This is a genomic window from Pseudarthrobacter sp. R1 (genome assembly GCF_024494415.1).
Taxonomy (GTDB): Bacteria; Actinomycetota; Actinomycetes; order Actinomycetales; family Micrococcaceae; genus Arthrobacter.
Window position 1 is genome coordinate 37,507 of the sequence record NZ_JAMKFI010000004.1, and the last position, 18,692, is coordinate 56,198.

General features: G+C 64.9%; 16 protein-coding genes and 1 tRNA gene. 5 read left to right on the top strand and 12 right to left on the bottom strand.

Going from position 1 to position 18,692, the window contains the following annotated elements; genetic code table 11:
- Nucleotides 1-3 precede the first annotated feature (3 nt).
- From M8J71_RS03250 to M8J71_RS03265, 4 genes are all read right to left on the bottom strand, one after another.
- Nucleotides 4-1,137 (bottom strand): FAD-dependent oxidoreductase, encoded by a 1,134-nt coding sequence (locus M8J71_RS03250; protein ID WP_256246576.1) that lies wholly within the window; start codon nt 1,135-1,137, stop codon nt 4-6.
- A gap of 10 nt (nt 1,138-1,147) precedes the next feature.
- On the bottom strand, nt 1,148-2,074 hold the full coding sequence (locus M8J71_RS03255; RefSeq protein ID WP_256246577.1) for an AEC family transporter: 927 nt from the start codon (nt 2,072-2,074) through the stop codon (nt 1,148-1,150).
- Between the two features lie 82 nt (nt 2,075-2,156).
- Entirely contained in the window at nt 2,157-2,582 is a 426-nt protein-coding gene (panD, locus tag M8J71_RS03260; protein WP_256246578.1) for an aspartate 1-decarboxylase, read from the bottom strand.
- A gap of 103 nt (nt 2,583-2,685) precedes the next feature.
- Complete coding sequence (locus M8J71_RS03265) at nt 2,686-3,600, bottom strand: LysR substrate-binding domain-containing protein (RefSeq protein WP_256246579.1); 915 nt, start codon at nt 3,598-3,600, stop codon at nt 2,686-2,688.
- A 152-nt stretch (nt 3,601-3,752) separates the two neighbouring features.
- Between M8J71_RS03265 and M8J71_RS03270 the strand changes: the two genes are divergently transcribed.
- Nucleotides 3,753-5,216, top strand: a complete 1,464-nt coding sequence (locus M8J71_RS03270; protein ID WP_256246580.1) for an amino acid permease — start codon at nt 3,753-3,755, stop codon at nt 5,214-5,216.
- 339 nt (nt 5,217-5,555) lie between these two features.
- The gene (locus M8J71_RS03275; RefSeq protein ID WP_256246581.1) at nt 5,556-9,074 is read left to right on the top strand and encodes a bifunctional proline dehydrogenase/L-glutamate gamma-semialdehyde dehydrogenase; all 3,519 of its coding nucleotides are present in this window, start codon (nt 5,556-5,558) and stop codon (nt 9,072-9,074) included.
- A gap of 85 nt (nt 9,075-9,159) precedes the next feature.
- Here M8J71_RS03275 and M8J71_RS03280 read toward each other — a convergent pair whose 3' ends face one another.
- The 3 genes from M8J71_RS03280 to M8J71_RS03290 all read right to left on the bottom strand — a co-directional run bounded on the left by M8J71_RS03280 (nt 9,160) and on the right by M8J71_RS03290 (nt 11,347).
- On the bottom strand, nt 9,160-9,477 hold the full coding sequence (locus tag M8J71_RS03280; RefSeq protein ID WP_256246582.1) for a hypothetical protein: 318 nt from the start codon (nt 9,475-9,477) through the stop codon (nt 9,160-9,162).
- A 146-nt stretch (nt 9,478-9,623) separates the two neighbouring features.
- Nucleotides 9,624-10,430 (bottom strand): alpha/beta fold hydrolase, encoded by an 807-nt coding sequence (locus M8J71_RS03285; RefSeq protein WP_256246583.1) that lies wholly within the window; start codon nt 10,428-10,430, stop codon nt 9,624-9,626.
- 62 nt (nt 10,431-10,492) lie between these two features.
- A complete protein-coding gene (locus M8J71_RS03290; RefSeq protein ID WP_256246584.1) occupies nt 10,493-11,347 on the bottom strand; it encodes a LysR family transcriptional regulator in 855 nt (284 codons plus the stop codon).
- Nucleotides 11,348-11,490: 143 nt separating this feature from the next.
- Here M8J71_RS03290 and M8J71_RS03295 point away from each other — a divergent pair, with 143 nt between their 5' ends.
- Complete coding sequence (locus M8J71_RS03295) at nt 11,491-12,873, top strand: MFS transporter (RefSeq protein WP_256246585.1); 1,383 nt, start codon at nt 11,491-11,493, stop codon at nt 12,871-12,873.
- A gap of 7 nt (nt 12,874-12,880) precedes the next feature.
- On the opposite strand, the gene M8J71_RS03300 is transcribed toward M8J71_RS03295, so the two are convergent.
- The 3 genes from M8J71_RS03300 to M8J71_RS03310 form a co-directional block, all read right to left on the bottom strand.
- Nucleotides 12,881-14,035 carry a N(5)-(carboxyethyl)ornithine synthase gene (locus M8J71_RS03300; protein ID WP_256246586.1) on the bottom strand — a complete coding sequence of 385 codons (1,155 nt, stop codon included), beginning with the start codon at nt 14,033-14,035 and terminating at the stop codon, nt 12,881-12,883.
- On the bottom strand, nt 14,032-14,172 hold the full coding sequence (locus M8J71_RS03305; protein ID WP_205484577.1) for a hypothetical protein: 141 nt from the start codon (nt 14,170-14,172) through the stop codon (nt 14,032-14,034). Before M8J71_RS03305 ends, M8J71_RS03300 begins: the two co-directional genes overlap by 4 nt.
- 99 nt (nt 14,173-14,271) lie before the next feature.
- Nucleotides 14,272-14,345: transfer RNA gene (locus tag M8J71_RS03310), tRNA-Gly, on the bottom strand.
- Between the two features lie 236 nt (nt 14,346-14,581).
- On the opposite strand from M8J71_RS03310, the gene M8J71_RS03315 reads away from it, so the two are divergent.
- Nucleotides 14,582-15,061, top strand: a complete 480-nt coding sequence (locus tag M8J71_RS03315; protein ID WP_163167534.1) for a hypothetical protein — start codon at nt 14,582-14,584, stop codon at nt 15,059-15,061.
- A 4-nt stretch (nt 15,062-15,065) separates the two neighbouring features.
- Here the strand turns inward: M8J71_RS03315 and M8J71_RS03320 are convergent, their stop codons facing one another.
- The gene (locus M8J71_RS03320; RefSeq protein ID WP_256246587.1) at nt 15,066-16,778 is read right to left on the bottom strand and encodes a CAP domain-containing protein; all 1,713 of its coding nucleotides are present in this window, start codon (nt 16,776-16,778) and stop codon (nt 15,066-15,068) included.
- 133 nt (nt 16,779-16,911) lie between these two features.
- Between M8J71_RS03320 and dcd the strand changes: the two genes are divergently transcribed.
- Nucleotides 16,912-17,487 (top strand): dCTP deaminase, encoded by a 576-nt coding sequence (dcd, locus tag M8J71_RS03325; protein ID WP_163167536.1) that lies wholly within the window; start codon nt 16,912-16,914, stop codon nt 17,485-17,487.
- A gap of 20 nt (nt 17,488-17,507) precedes the next feature.
- Here the strand turns inward: dcd and M8J71_RS03330 are convergent, their stop codons facing one another.
- Nucleotides 17,508-18,692, bottom strand: a complete 1,185-nt coding sequence (locus M8J71_RS03330; RefSeq protein ID WP_256246588.1) for a cation:proton antiporter — start codon at nt 18,690-18,692, stop codon at nt 17,508-17,510.

The following is an 18,692-nucleotide window of genomic DNA, read 5'->3' on the forward strand; positions in this document are numbered from 1 at the left end:
AGGCTAGCGGGATGCGCGGAAGATCTCCGGCGCCGGCCGAGTGCCGGTGGCGAGGTCGGCAAGGATGCGGCCAACAACGGGAGTGAACTTAAACCCGTGTCCGGAGAATCCTGCACCGATGACAACAGGGCCAATCCGGTCCAGGATGAAGTCCTCATCGGGGGTGGTGGTGTACGTGCAGCTGATGGCCTCGAAGGAATCGGCGTCCACGCCGGGCAGCCACGCCCGGGCGTAATCCTGCAGGGCGGCGAGCTGCACGGGTTCCGGCTGGAAGGATCGCGAGTCCGGGTCCACCTCCGGGCCCACGCCGTGCCACCCGGCCTTGATCCCTTCACCTGGAGTCTGCATGCCATAGACGGGGGAGTACCAGCTTTTGTACTCCGCGCCCGTGCCTGGCATGTGATTGAACCCGGGCCACCGGGCGCCCGCATCCGCCACCCGGAAGTGCGCCGGCTGCTCCTGGGTGACCCGCAGCTTCGGAATCCGCAGTTGGGTACTTCCCGAGGCGCCGGCCAGGAGTTTTTCGGTCCAGCCGCCGGCGGTAACCACAACCTGGGCGGCGGTGACCACTTCGGTACCCGCGCCGGACTCAAAGGTGAGCCGGACGCCGTCGTCCATCACTTTCAGCTCCACCACTTTGGTGTGATGCCGCATCTCGGCACCGCGGGCCGCCGCGAGCCGCTGGAAGGCGGGCAGCGCGGCCTTCGGGTTGAGCTGGCCGCCGTCGGGCATATGGAGTACCTGCTGGTCGAAACGGATGCCGCGCCAGCGCTCGCCAGCCGCCGCCGGGGACAGGAACTCGGCGCGGATGCCGGCCTGGTTCAACGCATCGGCGACGTCCGGAAGCCGGGGATCGGGGCCGTGGTTGACGATTCCCGTTCGGGCCAGCAGCTGTTCGCCGCTGTCCTGCTCCAGTTCGTCCCACAGGCTCAAGCCTTCGGCCAGCATGGCCACGTATTCGGGACGGTGGTAGCCGGGGTTCAGGTTGCGCGTGGCCCCGTGCGAGGCGCCGATTTTGTGTCCCGGCCCGAACTGCTCCACCAGCGTTACCTGGCGGCCGCGGCGGGACAACGCCCATGCCGCAGCCGAACCCATGGCTCCGCCGCCGATCACCACGGTGTCCAGCATCTTGATCATTAAACTCCCATCACGTCAGCAGCAGCGCTACGCCAATCATCGCCGGGACGGCCACCACGGTAGTAATCAGCACGGTGTCCTTGGCCACGGTGAGGCCCGTCTTGTAACGGCTGGCGGCCACAAAGACATTCTGCGCGGTGGGCAGTGCTGCGGTGACAACGACGGCAAACAGGATGTGGCCCTCCAGCCCCAGCGCGAAACGGGCAAAGAGATACGCAAGCGCCGGCTGGACCCCCAGTTTGAACGCGCTGGCCAGCAGGGTGTCCACCCGGCGGGCGGCGGAGGCCTGAAGCGGGCGGGTGCCGTTCAGGCTCATGCCAAAGGCAATCAGCATGGCCGGGATCGCCGCGCCGCCGATCAGGTGGATGGGCTCCATAACCAGCGGCGGAACCTGCCAGCCGGTGCCCGCCACCAGCAGTCCCAGGGCGGAGCCGACGATCATGGGGTTCTTCAGAATCATCACCGCAAAGCTCAGGGGAGTGGTGCGGTGGGAGCTGGTGCTCGAGTCCAGGATCATCAGGAACAGCGGCGTGAAGAAGGCCAGTTGGAAGATCAGCAGCGGCGCCACGTAGCTCGCATCGCCCAGGACGTAGACGGCGACGGGGATGCCCAGGTTGGCGGAGTTCACCAAGGAGGCCGCCATCGAGGACATCAGGGACTCGGGAAGCGAGCGTTTCAGCCAGAACTTGGCGATGGCAAAGAAGATGGCTGCCGTGGCGATGGCCGACACGGCGGCGACCAGCAGGGGAGCCGCAAAAACCTCGGCGAGGCGCGCCTTGCTTAGAGTTTCGAACAACAGCGCCGGGCTGGCCACAAAGAAGGTGAGGGAACTGAGGACCTGGCGGGCATTGTCACCCAGTATGTTCTGCCGGCCCACGAACCAACCCACCAGGATGATGCACCAGACCACGAAGAAGCCGGCCAGCACACCTAGCAAGGGATAACCCGCTGGGAGTTAAACCGCAGGAAGTTATACCGCTGGGCGCGGCGGCGGAGGGTACTGGGACACACGCTCCGGTTTAGAGGGAAGCGTTGTTAAGGGCAAAAGGGGGGCGCAGCATCCCGGGGGTGAGGCCCTCCGCGGGGTCGTTCCCCAGCTGGATGACCCGGTTGTTTTCGTCCACGTGGACCACCTTTGGCTCATAGGCCTTGGCCTCTTCGGTGGTCATCTGGGCGTAGGTAATGAGGATGACAAGATCGTTCTCGTGCATGAGGTGCGCCGCTGCACCGTTGATGCCGATGACACCGGAACCGCGCTCGCCGGCAATGGTGTACGTCTCCAGCCGGGCGCCGTTGGTGATGTCCACAATGGACACCAGTTCACCGGGAAGAATATCGGCAGCATCCAGGAGGTCCAGGTCAACGGTGACCGAACCTACGTAATGCAGGTCGGCGTGCGTAACGGTGGCCCGGTGGATTTTGGACTTGAACATTGTTCGATTCATAACGGCATCAGTCTAGCGCCGGGGGCCATCCCGCGCAGTGACGCAGGGAACACTGCAGCAGGAAGCCCCAACCCCGCGAAGTGAAGGACTCGACGGCGGCCGGTCACCCGGCGTCGTTCGTTGCCACCGCCGCTGCGGCAGCGGCGAGCGTCTCCCGTGCTGCCAGGATGGCGGGCCGCTGGGCGCTGGAACGGCGCACTGACGTGAACACTGTCCGGTGCGGTTTGCCCGGCAGCTCCAGCAGTTGGGCAGTGGTGCCGCGGCCTGTCCATACCAGGTCCGGCATCAGGGCTACGGCGTTGCCGGACTCGATCAGCCGGATCTGTGCCTGCAGGTCGGCGGTTTCATAGCGCACGTCCGGTTCAAAGCCGGCGCTCCGGCAGGCCTGCTCCGCCCAGTGCCGTGATGCTGCTCCCCGCGGCTCCATGACCCAGGCGAGTTCCGCGGTGTCCTCCAGCGAGCTGATGGCGGGCGCGCCGTCGGGCGTTGGTGGAACTGCCAGCCTGATGGCATCGGTGGTCAGCCGGACCCGGTCCAGCTCGGGGTAACGCGGGGCAGCGTGCCCCGGGTACTGTTCGGCGATGACAAGGTCGAAGTCCCGCGCCCAGGTCTCGTGCAGCGCGGTTTCCGGCTCACGCTGAATCATCTCGATGCGGACCTCCGGGTAGGCTTTGGCCATTCTCGTCAGCGTTTCCGGCATCAGTGCAAGGGCCGCGGACTGGAAGACCGCGATCCGGACGGTCCCCGTGACAGTGGTCAGGGAAGCCGCGAGATCGGCCTCCGCCTGTTCCATGGTCTGCAGCAGGCTCGCCGTGTGCGCCACCAGCACTTCAGCCTGCGGCGTGAGCTGCACGCGCCGGCCAGTCTTGCGGAGCAGCTCCACGCCTACTTCCTTCTCCAGCAGGGCAAGCTGCTGCGATACCGACGACGGGCTGTACTGCAATGCCTCCGCCACCTCCGCGAGCGTTCCCCGGATGCTTAATTCCCGGAGCAGCCGGAGCCTGCGGAGGTCGAGCATGGGGAATTCCTAACTGAAACTAACGAATATAGGTTAGAAGTATTCACTTTATCTAATGCAAACAGCCTTGCATACTGTTGGGACCGAGTTACCCCCGTCACAGCGCCTAACGGCGTGCCGCGGCGGGGTCGCACCCCAAGCAGGAGTTCCTGATGAGCACTAGAGATATGAGCCAGTCGATCATGAGGCGCAAGCCCATCGACGACATTGAGGAAGAAAACAAACACAGTGGCCTCTTTAAGTCACTCGGGCTGTGGCAGCTTACGGCGATCGGCGTAGGCGGCATCATCGGCGTCGGCATCTTCTCCCTTGCGGGACTGGTGGCAGCAGGAAGCGAAAGCGCACCCGGAGTGGGGCCCGCGGTGCTGATTTCCTTCCTGGTCGCCGGCCTTGCTTCGGCGGCCGCGGCGCTGTCCTACGCAGAGTTCGCTGGCATGATTCCCCGCGCCGGCTCGGCATACACCTATGGATATGTGGCGCTGGGCGAGATCATCGGCTGGTTCATCGGCTGGGACCTGCTGCTCGAATACATCGCCATCGTCGCCGTGGTCGCCATCGGCATTTCCGGTTACTTCGACGCTTTCCTCTCCGGTATCGGCATCAACATGCCCGTCTGGATGACGTCCACAGCTGACGAAGGCCGGGGCGGAATCGTGAACATCCCAGCCATCGTGGTGTGCCTCATCGTGACCTGGATCCTTTCCCGCGGCACCAAGGCGTTTGGCCGGTTCGAACTCGTGGCAGTGGCCATCAAGGTCGTCCTGATCCTCTTCATCATTGGACTGGGCGTCTTCTACATCGACACCAACAACTACAACCCGTTTATGCCCAGCGGCTTCGGCCCCGTCCTTGCGGGTGCTGCCACCGTCTTCTTCGCCGTGTTCGGCTACGACGCCATGAGCACCGCGGCCGAAGAGGCTAAGGACGGCAAGAAGCACATGCCCAAGGCCATTATCCTTTCGCTGATCATTGCCATGCTCCTGTATGTGGCCGCCACCCTGGTGCTGACCGGCATGCAGAACTACAAGGACATCGACCCCACCGCAGGTTTTGCTTCAGCCTTCACGGGAGTGGGCCTGCCTGTCATCGCCACCATCATTTCGGTCTTCGCCGTGTTGTCCATCCTCACCGTGATGCTGACCTTCCTTCTGGGCGTCACCCGTGTCTGGTTCTCCATGAGCCGCGACGGCCTGCTGCCCGGCTGGTTCTCCAAGACCGACCGCCACGGCACCCCGCAGCGCGTTACATGGATCGCCGGCGTGGCGTCCGCCCTGCTGGCCGGCGTGTTCCCCATCAAGGCCGTTGCTGACCTCACGAACATCGGCATCCTGGCCGCGTTCGTCGTCGTCTGCTTCTCTGTGATCGTGTTCCGCTACAAGAAGCCGGACGCTCCCCGGTCCTTCCGCCTGCCCCTGATGCCGGTCATCCCGGCCTTCGGTGTGCTGGCCTCGGCGTTCCTGATGTTCCAGCTGCACTGGGAAACCTGGGCCCGCTTCGGCGTCTGGCTTGTTATTGGCCTGGCCATCTACTTCTTCTATGGCAAGAAGAACTCGCTGATGAACCCGAACAGCCCGCGGCACGACGAGATCGTGGAGATGCACCGGCCTGTCGCCTGACCCTCTCCCGCCCCGAACGCCCCATCACCTGCCGCACCAATTCTCCGGGGACGCTCTCTCACTTAATGTCGCTTAAACCCGGACGCTCTATCACCTTCCTGTGGAGGGTGATAGAGCGTTTCCGTTTTTCCCGCATTAAGTGAGAGAGGGTGGCCACAAAGGGCGCCTTAAGTGAGAGAGCGTCCTGTGGAGAGGGGTGCGGGGGCATATGTGAGCGCCGCAAATCTTTGGTTTTTCTAACCTGTATTGCTCAGAAAAGATCGCTTTATCTTATGTGACTGCAAGCTCATACTGGTTCTAAGACCTCTTCGAAACCCCCAGGAAAGAACGAGAAAAGCCATGACCCACATTGCAATGGAACCGGCAGTTGCCACCGGCTACGCGCCGCAGACCGTCGACGTCGATGTGCCCCAGGCGAAGGCGCTGGCCAGCGAAGCAGTAGCGCTGGTCCGCCACTGGCTGACCGAGGCGTCCAAGGTTCCCGTGGATGCTTCCGCGCAGCAGCTTGCCGGCGTCCTGAAGGACCCCAACGGGCTGGAATTCACCGTTGGCTTCGTGGACGGCGTGGTCCGTCCCGAGGACCTGAACGTCGCTGCCCGCAACCTCGCCGCCCTGGCCCCCAAGGTTCCCGCCTTCCTGCCCTGGTACATGCGCAGCGCAGTGCAGCTGGGCGGCGCCATGGCCCCGGTCCTGCCGCAGGTTGTCATTCCCGTCGCCCGCAAGGTCCTCCGCGAAATGGTGGGCCACCTGATCGTGGACGCCACCGACGCCAAGCTGGGCCCGTCCATTGCCAAGATCCGCAAGGACGGCATCAAGCTCAACGTCAACCTCCTCGGCGAGGCTGTCCTCGGTGAGCACGAGGCGTCCCGCCGGCTCGAAGGCACCCACACCCTGCTGGCCCGTCCCGACGTCGACTACGTCTCCATCAAGGTGTCCTCCACCGTTGCCCCGCACTCCGCCTGGGCCTTCGACGAAGCCGTTGAACACGTCGTCGAGAAGCTGACGCCGCTGTTCCGGCGCGCCAACTCCTTCGCGGCCGGTGGCGGCAAGGCCAAGTTCATCAACCTGGACATGGAGGAGTACAAGGACCTGGACATGACCATCGCGGTCTTCACCAGGATCCTGGACAAGCCGGAGTTCAAGGACCTCGAGGCCGGCATCGTTCTGCAGGCCTACCTCCCGGACGCCCTCTCCGCCATGATCCGCCTGCAGGACTGGGCGGCCGAACGCCGTGCCAACGGCGGTGCCGCCATCAAGGTCCGCGTGGTCAAGGGCGCCAACCTGCCCATGGAGCAGGTGGAAGCCTCCCTGCACGACTGGCCGCTGGCAACCTGGGGCACCAAGCAGGACTCCGACACCAGCTACAAGAGCGTCATCAACTACTCCCTGCACCCGGAGCGGATCAAGAACATCCGGATCGGCGTTGCCGGCCACAACCTGTTCGACATCGCCTTCGCCTGGCTCCTGGCCAAGCAGCGCGGCATCGCGGATACCGCACCGCAGAGCATCGAGTTCGAAATGCTGCTGGGCATGGCCCAGGGCCAGGCCGAAGCCGTCAAGAAGGACGTCGGTTCGCTGCTGCTGTACACACCCGTGGTGCACCCGTCCGAGTTCGACGTCGCCATCGCCTACCTGATCCGCCGCCTCGAAGAGGGCGCCAGCCAGGACAACTTCATGTCCGCCGTGTTCGAGCTCAGCGAGAACGAAGCCCTGTTTGAGCGCGAAAAGCAGCGGTTCCTCTCCTCGCTGGACGCGCTGGACAACAGTGTTCCGCTGCCCAACCGCCGGCAGAACCGCAGCCTGCCCCCGGTGCCGATGCCGCACCAGGGCTTCGAGAACACCCCGGACACCGATCCGTCCCTGCCGGCGAACCGCGACTGGGGCCGTGCCATCCTGGAACGCGTACCCTCATCCACCCTGGGCAATGCCTCCGTCGCCGCGGCGTCCATCAAGGACGAGGCCACCCTCAACACCGTCATCCATACGGCCCTGGACAAGGGCAAGGCCTGGGGCGAGCTCTCCGGTGACGAGCGTGCCGAAATCCTGCACCGCGCCGGAGATGTCCTGGAGGCCCGGCGCGCCGACCTGCTTGAGGTCATGGCCAGTGAAACCGGCAAGACCATCGACCAGGGTGACCCCGAGGTCAGCGAAGCCGTGGACTTCGCCCACTACTACGCCGAGTCGGCCCGGAAGCTGGATGAGGTCGACGGCGCCACATTCGTTCCAGCCAAACTCACCGTGGTCACGCCGCCGTGGAACTTCCCGGTCGCCATCCCGGCAGGATCGACCCTCGCGGCACTCGCCGCCGGCTCCGCCGTCGTCATCAAGCCGGCCAAGCAGGCCGCCCGCAGCGGCGCCGTGATGATTGAAGCCCTCTGGGAAGCGGGCGTTCCCCGCGAGGTCCTCACCATGGTGCAGCTCGGTGAGCGGGAGCTCGGCAAGCAGCTGATCTCCCACCCGGCTGTGGACCGCGTAATCCTCACCGGCGGCTATGAAACCGCCGAACTGTTCCGGTCCTTCCGCCGGGACCTGCCGTTGCTGGCCGAGACCAGCGGCAAGAACGCCATCATCGTCACTCCCAGTGCCGACCTGGATCTCGCCGCCAAGGACGTGGCCTACTCTGCGTTCGGCCATGCCGGCCAGAAGTGCTCGGCTGCCTCACTGGTGATCCTGGTGGGCTCGGTGGCCAAGTCCAAGCGGTTCCACAACCAGCTGATCGACGCCGTCACCTCGCTGAAGGTGGGCTACCCGGAGGATCCCACCAGCCAGATGGGGCCGATCATCGAGCCCGCCAACGGAAAACTCCTCAACGCCCTCACCACCCTGGGCGACGGCGAAAACTGGGCCGTGGAACCGAAGAAGCTGGATGGCACCGGCCGGCTCTGGAGCCCGGGCGTGCGCTACGGCGTCAAGCGCGGTTCCTACTTCCACCTGACCGAATTCTTCGGCCCGGTGCTGGGCGTGATGACCGCTGAAACGCTGGAGGAGGCCATCGCCATCCAGAACCAGATTGAGTATGGCCTCACCGCGGGCCTGCACTCCCTGAACTCGGCGGAGCTGGGCACCTGGCTGGACACCATCCAGGCCGGAAACCTGTACGTGAACCGCGGCATCACCGGCGCCATTGTGCAGCGCCAGCCGTTCGGCGGCTGGAAGAAGTCAGCAGTTGGCGCCGGCACCAAGGCGGGTGGCCCCAACTACCTGGCCGGCCTGGGCGAGTGGACTTCAGCGGCGAGCACGGCGGATACGCCTGTGACCCATCCCGGTGTCGGGCGGATCATCAATGCAGCCGGTTCCGCCCTGGAACCTGCAGAGCTCGAATCCCTCCAGCGCGCACTGGCCTCCGATGCTGAGGCCTGGGCCGGCGAGTTCGGTACGGCAAAGGACGTCTCCGGCCTCAGCGCGGAGCGCAACATTTTCCGCTACCGCAGCCTGCCCGTGGCCATCCGCCTCTCCGAGGGCGCGACACTGGCACACCTCGTGCGGACCGTAGCGGCCGGTTCGCTGGCGGGCTCGGAGCTGACGGTGTCCACCGCCGTCGGGCTTCCCGCCCAGCTGCGCGCGGTGCTCACCGCGCTGGACATCGACGCCACAGTTGAGTCCGACGCCGAGTGGCTGGCAACCGCCGGACACCTCGCCAGTGCCGGTAGGCTTTCCGGAGCCCGCATCCGCCTGATCGGCGGAGATGCCGCTTCCCTGGCTCACGCGACCGGCGGCCGCCCGGACCTTGCCGTCTACTCCCACCCGGTTACCGAGGCCGGCCGCGTGGAACTGCTGCCGTTCCTGCATGAGCAGGCTGTCAGCATCACCGCGCACCGCTTCGGCACACCGAACCACCTCTCCGACGCGCTGATCTAGCCTGGCAGCGGCGAAGCAAAGGCCGGGCGGTCACCTTGACGGTGGCCACCCGGCCTTCTGCAGTTCTGACTGGTTGGGCTCTCCGCTAGCCGAGGTACCAGCCGGGCGGAGTCCATGTCACCGGTACGCTGTGGGCGGAGAACTCCTCGCAGTGGGTGCAGGTGTAGGCGACTTCGCCCAGGGTTGCAACAGCACCATCGCGCCGGTAGGTGGGCGGGATGTAAGACTCAAGGTAGACAAATTCATCGGTGCGGCACTTGTCGCAGGTGGGCTTGCCGACGTATCCGGAATCCGTGGTGGCCAGTCCGGAGCCGAGGGTGGATTGGCGGGTGGCCAGAGGCCGCGCAGTGTTATGCGGGCGGGCATGGGAAGAGCTGAGGCGGGTGTTCTTGGCTGTCGTCATTGGCTGCCTGTCCCGAGCGCGCAACCTGCCGGGCAGGGGCGTGCTCGTATTGAAGAACCGGCCAGCTGCTTGACCATGGGAAAACCAGCATAGGCGATGCAACGTTCCGGCATCAACGGAGAACGGGTTGTCTTGCGGCCAAAGCTTTAGCTGTTCAAAAACGACTTCAGGGCCGTTATCCAGGCGCCGGTGGCATCGAGGTGCGCGTCATGAGATGCCCCGGGAATGTCCACGCGCCGGACGTTATGGCCGCGGGCGACGAACTCCGCTTTCTCTTCCGCTGTAAACATTCCTTCTTCGCCATACACCACGAGGGTGGGTGCCGCGACGGCATCCCACTCCTCCCAACGGGGCCGCATCAACCCGTTCATCGTGCCCACCATGACGTCAGCAGAGAAACGGGGCCAGTACCCGTCCTCCCGTTCTTCAAGGTCGGACACCCACACGTCCTGCAGGGGGCCGTTGCCCAGGAACTCCTGGGCGGCCGCCCGGGTTGGGAACGGAACCGGCCAGGAACGGAAGAATTCCCCGAGCTGCATATTTTCGGCAGCGCTGCTGCTGCCGGCGCTGCTTTCCAGAAGTACGAGCTTGCTGACCAGGTCCGGCCGCTTCGCTGCAACGAGCATTGCGGTGTGGCCGCCCATCGATTGGCCCACGAGTGCCACAGGGCCGCCTACCGCGGACTCGATCACGTGGACGACGTCGGCAACAAAGGCTTCCCGGGAAAGGTCGTCTGGCCCGGAGGTGCTTCGGCCGTGCCCGCGCAGGTCAACCAGGATGGTCCGAAATTCCGGAAGGGCGTCGGCGGTTTCGAAAAATTCCACTGCACTGCCGGCAAGGCCGTGCAGGATAACGACCGGAAAGCCGTCCCCGCCCGTGTCGAAGTAGTTGATCCGGACCCCGTATCCAACATCAAGGGCGAACTGCTGTCCCACGCCGTTGGTTGCTGTCATGCGTACAACCTAGTCGTCATGAGCCCGCGGACGGGGACCGACATCAATACGTTCGAAAGCACCTAGGCCGGGCGGTTGATGGTCCGCCCCACAATGGACTGCGTCAGCGCGTCGATCACCTCGGAGTTGGCCAAGGGATTGCGGATCAGGGTGAAATCCACGTCGCCGACTGCCGGCAGGTCAAAGCGCCGGGTGATGATCTTCAGGTCGTCGGGCACCAGCGAGGACGGCATGACGGCGACCCCGATGCCGGCCCGGACTGCGGCAAGGACGCCGCTGATTTGGCGCGTGGTGCAGGTAATGCGCCAAGTCCTGCCGTGCGACTCCAAAGCATCGATGGCGAGCTTTCGGCTCAGGCTGGGTGAGGGGTAGGCGATCAGCGGGACGGGAGCCCCGGGCTCCAGTACGGTCTGTTCCTGGCCCACCCAGGAGAACGAGTCATGCTGCACCACCGTGCCGTCCTTGGCCCCGGCAACCCATTTCACGAACACGAGGTCCAGCTGGCCCGCATTGAGCTTCCGGTACAGCTGATCGCTTTGGCCCACGGTAAGTTCCAGGTTGATCTGCGGATAGATCTGCCGGAATTCGCGAAGAATCCTTGGCAGCCCGGTAATTGCCAAATCATCAGCGGTACCAAACCGGAGCCTTCCACGCATGGCGGAGCCGGAAAAATACCGTGCCGCGGCGTCGTGGGCCGAGAGGATGTTCCGGGCGAAGCCTGCCATCGCATCACCGTTGTCTGTCAGCCGGACGTCGCGCGTGTCCCTTGTGATCAACACACGTTTGGCAGCTGTTTCGAGCTTGCGGACGTGCTGGCTGACGGTGGGTTGGGCCAGGCCCAGGCGATCAGCAGCCTTGGTGAAACTCAGGGTCTCGGCAACCGCCAGGAAGGAGCGCAGCTGCGCAGGTTCAAACACTGTGGACTCCAGCGGGGCAGGGTGCGGATCGGTGGCATTGCAGTTTGCAATACGAGTTATAGGGACAATACGCCTCCATAATCACGTGCACCCAGCCTAGCGTTAACGGCATCCCGGACCGACCGCAATTTGAGGACACACCTGTGGCACCCCCACCGCCTTCATCGGCAACTGTCACCCAGCCCGTCATCGACTCCGCAAGGGCTGCGCCGCCGGCCAGCCAGACCCAGCCCCTCGCCGTCGTCCCTGACCGGCTGCCGTGGAAGCACACCTTCATCTCGCTGAAGGTCCCGAACTTCCGGATCTTCGCGGTGGGTCACTTCATCGCCGTCATCGCCATCTGGATGCAGCGCATCGCCCAGGACTGGATGGTCCTGCAGCTTTCCGGATCCGTGACCGCGGTGGGCATCACCGTGGCGCTGCAGTTCCTGCCCTCCCTTCTGCTGGGCCCCTGGGGCGGCATGGTGGCGGACAGGTTCGCCAAACGGAAGATCCTGATCCTGTGCCAGAGCATGGCCGCGGTCCTGGCTGCCGCGCTCGCGGTTCTTGCCCTGACAGGCGCCGTTGAGGTCTGGCACGTCTACGTCATCGCCCTGGTCCTCGGCCTGGTCACCGTGCTGGATCAGCCCGCCAGGCAAGTGTTTGTCAACGAACTGGTGGGGCCGAAGTACCTGCGCAACGCGATCAGCGTCAACTCCACCACCTTCCAGCTTGGAGGCCTGATTGGTCCCGCCCTGGCTGGCTGGCTGCTAACCGCCGTGGGGGCCGGATGGGCATTCGCCGGCAACGCCGTAGCCTGTTGTTCCACGGTGGCCATGCTCCTGATCCTGCGGAAAGACCAGCTGTTCGTCAGCGCACCGACCCCCAAGAGCAAGGGCATGCTCCGCGAAGGACTCAGCTATGCCCTTAGCAAGCCCACCATCTACTGGCCGTGGCTCATGGCCGGGTTCATCGCGGTGTTTGCCATGAGTCTGCCGGTAGTGCTTGCGGCCTTCGCCGATCACGTCTTCGACGTCGGAGCGGGAGGCTACGGACTGCTGAACGCCCTCGTGGCGCTAGGCGCGTTAGCGGGAGCCGTGGCGTCCACGCGGCGCCGGCAGTTGCGGCTCCGCTCCGTGGTGTTCTGCGCCGGCATGTACGGAATCATGCTCTGCCTTGCTGCCGTGGCACCGTCCATGCCGGTTTTCGGGGCGGTGATGGTGCTGTCCGGATTCTGGTGCCTGATGTTCCTGACGGGATCGAACCAACTCGTCCAGGTCAGCTCCAACATGAGTATCCGGGGCCGGGTCATGAGCCTGTACATCATGGTGCTGATCGGCGGCCAGGCGATAGGCGGGCCAATGCTCGGTTGGCTCTCCGAGCATGCCAGCCCGCACGTGGCCCTGCTGGTGGCCGGGGGAGTCCCGGCTCTCGCCGCGCTGACGGTCGCCGTCGTCCTGGCGCGGAAAGGCTCGCTGCTGCTGAGGGTCAGCCTCAAGGACCGCCGCCACCCAGTGAGCATCGTCAGCAAGGCGACGACGGCGTAAGGCAGGCTTACAGGGCGAGGTGCGGGTATGCGGCTTCCCGCTTCTGGAACTCGAGGACATCCTTGTTGCGGATGACGCCGTCGCGGATCTCGATGGCCCGGGTAACCGTGTCGTTCCCTGCCCACGCATCCGGGCCGTCGATGACCGTTGCCAGGAACGGGAGCAGGGCCTGGCTGATCTCCCAGGTGGAGGAGTTCCAGAGATAGGACGGGCTGTGGTCCACCGCGTAGTAGTTGATGTGGTCACCCACGGTGAACATGGGATCTGCGAACGTGGTGGACCTGGCCCAGCTGAATCCCATGCCCTCGTCGCAGGAAACGTCCACGATCAGGCTGCCCGGCTTGAAGGCGGGAAGATCCTCTGTTTGCAGATAGGTCAGCGGATTGTTGGGGTCCTGCAGCGTGCAATTGACCACGATGTCGCTCTCGGCCAGGAAGGGCGCCAGCGGCACCCGGCCCCGCTCGGTGATGACTTGGCTCAGGAAGGGCGCTTCGTCGTCGTGATCAAACTGGACGATATTGACCGAGTGGATGGGCGCGCCTACTGCGGCGACTCCTCGGTTGGTCAGTACTTGGACGTCGTGGATGCCGTGCGCATTCAGTGCCGTCACCGCACCGCGGGCCGTGGCGCCGAAGCCGATCACCACAGCGCTGAGGCGCCGCCCGTAGTCGCCGGTTGAACCGGTCAGCGCGAGAGCGTGCAGGACCGAGCAGTACCCGGCCAGCTCGTTGTTTTTGTGGAAGACGTGCAGGCCGAATCCGCCGTCACTTGCCCAGTGGTTCATGGCCTCGAAGGCGATCAGCGTCAGCTTCTTGTCGATGGCCAGCTGGGTGATGGCGCGGTCCTGCACGCAGTGCGGCCAGCCCCAGAGGACCTGTCCGTCCCGCAGTTCGGCCAGATCCCCGGGTTGCGGCTTCGGCAGGAGTACGACGTCGGCCTCCGCCAGCAGTTCCTCCCGGCCCGCCATCCTGCCCACCAGGGTGGAAAGGTGCGCGTCCGGGACTCCGAAGCGCTCACCGTAGCCTTGCTCGAGGATGATGTGTTGGCGAACCTCAGGCGCGATGCGCTCAAAATGCAGCGGATGGATGGGGAGCCGGCGCTCGGCCGGTTTTCGCGTGGACGCCAGGACGCCCAGGGTCAGTTTGTTCTCGAGGCCGGTCACTTCTTCTTTGCGGCCTTGCTGGACGTCAGGTCCAGGGAGCTGGCCGGCGCGGAAGCGGCCTTCTTGTCTGCGCGCTTTTCCTTGATGGACTTGCCGGATTTCTTGGATGCTGCTTGACGCGGGGACTTGTCAGCCATGATTGCTCCTGTAGCGGAACCGAAGAGGTTCCTGACCTCTGACGATACACGCCGGTACCTAATGGACCCGGGGTGGATGTGTCTCTTCCGCTGCGCTGGTGGAGCGGCTGACGGGAATCGAACCCGCGTATCAAGCTTGGGAAGCTAGCGCTCTACCATTGAGCTACAGCCGCATCGCCCCGTTCCAGGGGCAGAACATAGCTTAGCGCAGATGTGGCCGCGGGCCGTTCAAGCGGCGTGCGGGCCGCCCGTGTCCCAACTCCCGGGACGTCATCCAGTAACTCTTCAATAACGTCGCGGGTGCTGGCTAGGCGGGGGCGGGGGAGTGCGGGCTAACCTGATCCGGGTAGCTGCAAAGCCGGGGGGTGCAGCTGCTGCGGCAGTTAGACGTCAACCATGAAAGATCCCGATGGCATTCGCAGAGCATGAGGTCCTCATCCGCCGCGATGCCATGGCTGTGTACCTCTACCTGCTCGATGCAACCAACCTGCCGCTCTGGCGGGACGGCGTCCGCAGCGTCAAACTGCTGCGGGGCTCCGCTGGAACCAAGGGCGCCGTGTACCGGCAGATGGTGGCAGGGCGGTCAGGCCTAAGCATCCCGGCCGACCTGGAAATCACCCAGGCCCGGCCTGGGGCTGAAATTCAGTTTGACGTTATTTCGGGCCCGTCATGCCGGTCGGGCGGCTACTACCTGAGCACGGAAACCTCGGGCACGCGCGTCCGGTTCGCGGTTGAAGCCGAGCAGGAGGGGCCCTATGGGTTCCTGAACCCGATGACTTTCCTGAACCGGCTCGGTTTGCTCAATACGATGATGCAGCGGAGCCTCAGCTCGGAGGTAGGCCAGCTGGAGCGGCTCAAGGACGTCCTGGAGCTCCAGCCGGCCGTATAGCCCCTTACTGCGCCAGCCGCTGCCCCGCCCACGGGCCCGTAATGTTCGACGGCGAGGCGAGGCGTCCGGACGTCAGGTCCCAGTACTGCATCACGTCCGAGGCCCGGCGCAGCGCCACCCCCGTGGAGTTGAGTCCGGTGACGTCCCGCAGCGGCCGAATCCCCGTAACGTCGCCCCAGCCGGTGGCAATGGTAGGTCTCGTCTCCGCGCGCAGCGCGGTGGTGCCCCAACCGCGGTGAAGCTGGACTGATCCGTCCGACCGGACCGCCAGGATGTCCTGGAACCCGTCGGCGTCGTAATCGACCATCGACAACTTCCGGGCGGTGCCGATGTTCCCGATCAAAGCGCGCTCGGAGAGATCTCCCGGCCCCTTATTGGGATACAGGTAAAGGTTCCCGCCTCCGTCCAGTGCCAGAAGCTGGGGGAACCTGTTGTTGGCGCACCAGCCGCCCACTGCAAGGGTGAGCGGTTCCCAGCCGCCGTTCCCAAGCGTGACCGGCACCTGGAATCCGCCGGCGGCTATGCCGCGGTGCAGGGTGACCGTGCCGTTGGTCCATTGCGTCAGGAGGTCGTAAGCGCCGTCGCGGTCCCAGTCTGTAGTGAAGACTTCCTTGGCGCCTGCGAAGCCTGACCCAATGGACCGGGCCGCTGCATAAGTGCGCGCGCCGGTGGCCGCGCGGGCGAGGAGTTGGCCCGCTGGGTCAACTGTCACGAGGTCGGCCGGCCCCTTGATGGCAGCGGCAGAAAGGTCCAAAGTGGGCGGCATATGCCGGCCGGGAGCGTCGCAGATGCTGGGCGTCGGCGGGGGGAACGCAGGGCCTGACCCTGCGCCGCCGGGGGAGTTGACGGTGCCGGCCGGAAGGGTGGTGTAGCCAAAGAAGTTCACCACGCCCCAGATTTTGTAGGTTCGGTCCGTGTACGAGATCCCGGCACCCATGACATTGAAACGCGGATCGAGCAGCATGGCGTTGTGGCCGGGAGACCCCTTCCACCACTCCACCAGTTGTGCGGCGTCACGGTCCGTGCGGATGGCAATGACTTCACCAGCGCCGTTGTTGGCATTCATGGCACGGGTGTCAGTCCAGAAACTGGCGCGGTGCTCAATGACTTCACGGGAGGCGATGCTGTCCGACCACTCCTGCGCCAGCCCTGCCACGGTGGGGTGGTACTTCACCGGGTTCAAACCCTTGGACGCCCGGTATTCGTTGATCCTGTTGAACACCGTGAGGATCGCCGCCGCATTGCTGTCCGGTACCAGCGCCTCCGTCGACGGCAAAGCAGCAGGGGACTCCGGGGCCGCCAGGCGCTGGGGCGATGGGGCGGGTTCCCCGTCCGGCCCCCAGAGCGGCGGGATCCAGGGGACTTCGGGGGCTGGTTCTGCGGCTGCAGCGGTGGCCGGCGCAGGTGCGGTGAGGGCCTCCGTGGCAGGTGCTCCGACGGCGGGCTCCGCTACAGCCGGACGCGTGGTCCCAGCCGGTGATGCCGGCCGGATGTCCGGTTCCACGGCGGGGGCGAGCCTGGAAGCAGCCGAAGGGTCGCTCGAGGAAGCGCCGCCGTCGGCATTCACACTGGCCGTGCCCAGCGTGACACTTCGCGGTCCCGCCGCGCTCGCTGCCTGGCTCGCCGTAAGCGGCATGGGTGCGGTGCCCGCGGACGAGGAAACCAGCGCCAATGCGCAGAGCACGCCAATAAAAGAGGGCGCGACCAATTTATTCACAACATCCCCAGCTCTGTTGGGCCATCCGGGAGACCATCCGGCGCCTGATTCACTGAGGCAACATTAGCCCCAGCAGCAGACAGGAACAACGAAAGAATGCGGCTGTGGATAACCGATACGGTAATTTGGGACGGTGCTGATCTCTGACCGCGACATTCGCGCCGAAATAGACTCCCAGCGGATTGTGCTGGAACCGTACGAACCGGCGATGGTGCAGCCGTCGTCGGTGGATGTCCGGATCGACAAGTTCTTCCGCCTGTTCGACAACCACAAGTACGCGCACATCGATCCGGCCGAAGAACAGCCGGAGCTCACGCGGCTGGTGGAAGTGGAGCAGGACGAACCCTTCATCCTGCACCCGGGCGAGTTCGTCCTTGGCTCCACTTATGAGACGGTGACGCTCCCCGATGACATTGCTGCCCGGCTCGAAGGCAAGTCTTCCCTGGGCAGGCTTGGACTGTTGACCCACTCCACCGCAGGATTCATCGACCCCGGCTTCTCAGGCCACGTCACCTTGGAACTCTCGAACATGGCCACGCTGCCCATCAAGCTGTGGCCGGGTATGAAGATCGGCCAGCTGTGCTTCTTCCGGCTGACCTCGGCGGCCGCGTACCCCTACGGGCAGGGCGATTATGGCAACCGCTACCAGGGCCAGCGCGGACCGACGGCCAGCCGCAGCCACCTGAACTTCCACCGCACCGCTATCTAGGCTTTCGCAACAACCGCTGATTAGGCCTTCGCGGCAATGCCCGCGGCGGGCGGCAGCACTGTCTTGACCAGCGGTTCCACGTAGCGTGCCGCCAGCGGACCAACCACTGCCATGATCAGCACATAGGCGGTGGCGAGGGCAGCAAGTTCGTCTGGAATCGCCCCGGAGGCCAGGGCCAGCCCGGCGATGACAATCGAGAACTCGCCGCGTGCTATCAGCGTGGCTCCCGCACGGAACCGGCCGGGACGGGCGATGCCCACCCGCTTTGCGGCCCAGATCCCGGTTGCCATCTTGGTGGCTGCGGTGATGAGGGCCAGCACGAGTGCCCAGCCGAGCACCGGCGGAATCGACGTGGGGTCGGTGTTGAGCCCGAATGCCACAAAGAAGATGGCGGCAAACAAGTCCCTCAACGGTTCCAGGATGCGGGTGGCGTTGTGGGCGGTGGCGCCGGAGATGGCGATCCCGAGCATAAAGGCCCCCACCGCCGCGGACACCTGCATGGCTGATGCCAAACCGGCCACCAGCAGCGCGGCGCCCAGGACATTCAGCAGGAATACCTCGGAGTTCTCGCTGTGCACGGCCTTCGAAACCCGGTGCCCGTGGCGCAGCGCAATCATCAGGACGAGGCTCACCACGGCCAGCGCAACCCCCACGGTGGTCAGTCCGCCCAGGAAGCTCACTCCGGCCAGCATTGCTGTGAGGATGGGCAGGTAGACGGCCATCGCCAGGTCTTCAAAAACCAGGATGGACAGCACTACGGGAGTTTCACGGTTGCCCAGCCGGCCCAGGTCCGTGATGACCTTCGCCGCGATTCCCGACGAGGAGATGTAGGTGACGCCGCCCATCACCATGGCGCCCACCCCTCCCCAGCCCAGCAGCAGGGCAAGGCCGGCTCCAGGGAGGAAGTTCAGGACCAGGTCGAGTACGCCGGCCTGCCAGGAGCGGCGAAGCCCGGTAAAAAGCTCGGCGGCCGTATATTCCAGTCCGAGCATAAGAAGCAGCAGGATAACACCGATTTCCCCGGAGAGGTGTGCGAATTCCTGCATGCCTTCGAGCTTGACGATCCCGCCGGCCCCGAAGGCGAGCCCGCCTAAGAGATACAGCGGGATGGGTGACATTCCGATCCGTCCGGCCAGCCTGGCCAAGAGGCCGAGGCAGAACACAACGGCCCCCAGCTCGATGAGGGTCAGGGCCAACGGGTCCAT